Source organism: Photorhabdus bodei (assembly GCF_003287735.1).
GTDB lineage: Bacteria > Pseudomonadota > Gammaproteobacteria > Enterobacterales > Enterobacteriaceae > Photorhabdus > Photorhabdus kayaii.
Map to the genome: position 1 here is coordinate 1 of NZ_NSCM01000101.1, position 2,815 is coordinate 2,815.

Genomic DNA, 2,815 nt, shown 5'->3' on the forward strand with positions numbered 1-2,815 from the left:
CGTGCGGCGATCCCGTGTTGGAGCACAGAACCGCCGCTAACCGTAAGCAACTATTGGAGTAGTTACTATGGCTAACCGCGATTGTAATGCAGATTGGAAGATTTCAAAAGCCCGGCGCAGCTATAAGATGGGGTATACCAGCACCCGCCACGAAGATCGCAACACCGGCATGACCCGCTATTACAGTCAGCATCCGAGCCTGCATCTTAAAGGCAACTGGCTGGAAGAAGCTGGGTTTACTACTGGACAGGCGGTGAACATCACCGTTGAACGGGGGCAGTTGATTATCCGGCTCGTTGAGAACGGCTAACCGCTAAAGGGAAGATCCCAGCGCTTAGGCTGGGATCTGTATCAACTCTATTGCAATTGCTTAATCTCTCTATCTAACCAGTTACGATGCTTTTCTATCAATAGGTGGTAATTCTCGTCCGAATAGTACTCTGTCGGTGAAAGATTATTACCAACACCTTGGACTATATTCGGTGAATCAACACTATCTCCCCAAAGGTTCCAAAACTCGTTTAATTTGAGAAGACCATATACGTAATCATCAGGCAATTCATTGAGTAATAGGATATATAAAGCGACATATCTCCATTTCCTTTCTGATAACTGTATATTTATATTTTTTTTATCACATATGACTTCTAAGCTATCGATCACTTCACGATTGATTTCTGTGCAAAATGCAGCTTCAGACACCTCGACCAGAATTGAATCAGACAGATCAAGTTTTGTTAATTCATTACATGCAAACTCACTTATATTAAGAGCAGATAAACGACCAACAGGGTTTCCCTTGGCTCCAAGAAAAATCATTCCCCAATCAAGTAATTCCATTTTTTTAGCTAACAAGTACATATCATTCATCATGGTTTTGATGGCACTCCATTCACTGTTCCGCCAGTAACAAACATTCTATGGCTTACACCACCTAATTTTGGATCTACTATCCACTCAAATCGTCCTTCAACCCCATTTAATTTTCCTGGCAATTGATAAAGAGTGGCTCCATTTTTCAATTTCGTTTGTGTTGCTAAGCCAGCATAATTGTCAACAATATCATTGAAACCATGAGCCTTAGCTACTGAAGGAAATTCTTGTGTCGCTGTTGGCTTACTCCTATTTGGATAAACAGATATTTCTTTCCCATCAATATCAACAACAGTTTTATTAGGTAGTTGATCTACTTTATTTCCACTACCAGTTCCTTTCTCGCCACTCCCAACCCTTTGATGCTCTAATACGTCATTTTTGATTGTCTTGTCACTTGCAATGTTTTCTTTTCCATTAGGTAGTGACTTTCTATCAAACTTACCAACCGGATGCTCAACATTCGTCACCGTACCCTGATCCTTCGGACTGAATTTCCCTTCTCCTACTTTCCATTGAGGTGATGAACCTTCTGCTTTGCTACCCGAAACAGGATTTTTAGCCAGCGCCAAGAATGCTTTAGCCGCCACATATTGCATCACCTTCGCTTCACTGGTCGGGATACCACCGGCTACAATTTCAGCGGCTTTCTCCGGCGTCATTTTCTCATTGGACATCACCACATCCAACGGGACACCGAAGAAGTTCCCCCACGCCACAATCAACCCTCTGGCCGGATCTTGCCCTTCAGGGTGCGTACCTCTCGCTTGTTTTGCCAACGCTTCCGACAATTCATCCGGGGTTGCCCCTTCCCTGAGCATTTGCATGGCGAGTGAACTCTGTGCCCGACCGTACTCCGCCATGCCTTTGGGTAAGCTCAGTGCATTATTGTCCGTAACAACCCATTCCATTGCGAAGTTGACCGCCGGTCACCGATTTTCCTAATGCCATCAGTCAGTTACAACCCGTTTTTTCCCGTGCTGCTTTGTCGCCGAACCCAAAACCCCTGACGCGCTTTTCGCCCCCGAAGGTCGGTTTTTCCTGCCGTGCCATTGCCAGTGTAGCGCCTTTTTCGGCAACGGGCGAACGTCGCCCAACTGGCTTGGGCGGCGGGCGCCCGTTCTGCGGGGGCGGGCGGCATAGAGCCCGCAAGCGGCGCCCCTGCGACGCTCTGAGGCACGGGCGTTTCAGACTGGGCACGGCTTTGCATGACCACGCGATTTTGTTCAGGGAAGCCCCTGGGGGCTGCACGGGGCGGCGATGGCGAGCACGGGGACGAGCAACGGAGCGCAGCCAGTGCAGCAGGGTTGGGGCGGGGGACGTAAATTAGCGGAGGCCGCAGGCCGACCTGCCTTTAGGGGGGGTGGCCCAACGGTTGCACGGCAGCTAAAGAAGAACACGGGTTTTTGCCGAGGACTGGCTCAGCGGCTGACAGCAGAAGGCGTCAGCCTTGTGCGCCACTCCCCGCAATGCCGACCCGCGGGGGCGCAAGACATAATGCCAATTATACGCATTAAGCCGCTCATCAATGCTCAGGCGGTTGCCCGGGCTTACCGGCGCAGTGCGTATAATTCCCCCCGCATTATGTTCAATAGGCGTTGGGCGGCCTGGACCGGCTCAACGGGGATGCCGGGGCTTGCGCCGCCTGACGACTATTTACCCCCGCGTGCGCCGATGCTAACGGGCAGTCCGGCCACGGTCTGCCCTCACACCGAACCCGCCCAGCTTAACGGGGGCGTGCGGACGGTCAGCGGATATTGAGGTTTCAGGTCGGCGTCGGGCTGTCCGGCGGTGTGTCGGCGTTGTCTTCGGCGTACAGGTCGGCCAGTAAACCCACTTCATCGGCGTCGCTGACTTTTTCGTCGGCCATTTGCTCCGCCGGGTGGGTGCTGGCATGTACCGCCTGCAAGGCCCGGATAGAGACCTGCGTATACACCTGGGT

Annotated in this window: 3 protein-coding genes and 1 pseudogene; 1 reads left to right on the forward strand and 3 read right to left on the reverse strand. The window is 51.3% G+C overall.

What is annotated here, in order from left to right:
* Positions 1-67: 67 nt before the first annotated feature.
* Positions 68-310: a SymE family type I addiction module toxin gene (locus CKY02_RS22655; RefSeq protein WP_112896972.1), complete on the forward strand. Its 243-nt coding sequence runs from the start codon at positions 68-70 to the stop codon at positions 308-310.
* A 47-nt stretch (positions 311-357) separates the two neighbouring features.
* Here the strand turns inward: CKY02_RS22655 and CKY02_RS22660 are convergent, their stop codons facing one another.
* The 3 genes and pseudogenes from CKY02_RS22660 to CKY02_RS26060 form a co-directional block, all read right to left on the reverse strand.
* The gene (locus CKY02_RS22660; RefSeq protein ID WP_112896973.1) at positions 358-873 is read right to left on the reverse strand and encodes a DUF2247 family protein; all 516 of its coding nucleotides are present in this window, start codon (positions 871-873) and stop codon (positions 358-360) included.
* Complete coding sequence (locus CKY02_RS26055; RefSeq protein WP_240002127.1) at positions 870-1,736, reverse strand: hypothetical protein; 867 nt, start codon at positions 1,734-1,736, stop codon at positions 870-872. The genes CKY02_RS22660 and CKY02_RS26055 overlap by 4 nt, the downstream gene beginning before the upstream one ends.
* A gap of 902 nt (positions 1,737-2,638) precedes the next feature.
* A pseudogene (locus tag CKY02_RS26060) lies at positions 2,639-2,815 on the reverse strand (site-specific tyrosine recombinase XerC); the annotation flags it as partial.

What these genes read in the sequence shown, in the direction of transcription:
- CKY02_RS22655 (WP_112896972.1), top strand. Translation starts at nt 68, where the DNA reads ATGGCTAACCGCGATTGTAATGCAGATTGGAAGATTTCAAAAGCCCGG.
- CKY02_RS22660 (WP_112896973.1), bottom strand. Translation starts at nt 873, where the DNA reads ATGATGAATGATATGTACTTGTTAGCTAAAAAAATGGAATTACTTGAT.
- CKY02_RS26055 (WP_240002127.1), bottom strand. Translation starts at nt 1,736, where the DNA reads ATGGCGGAGTACGGTCGGGCACAGAGTTCACTCGCCATGCAAATGCTC.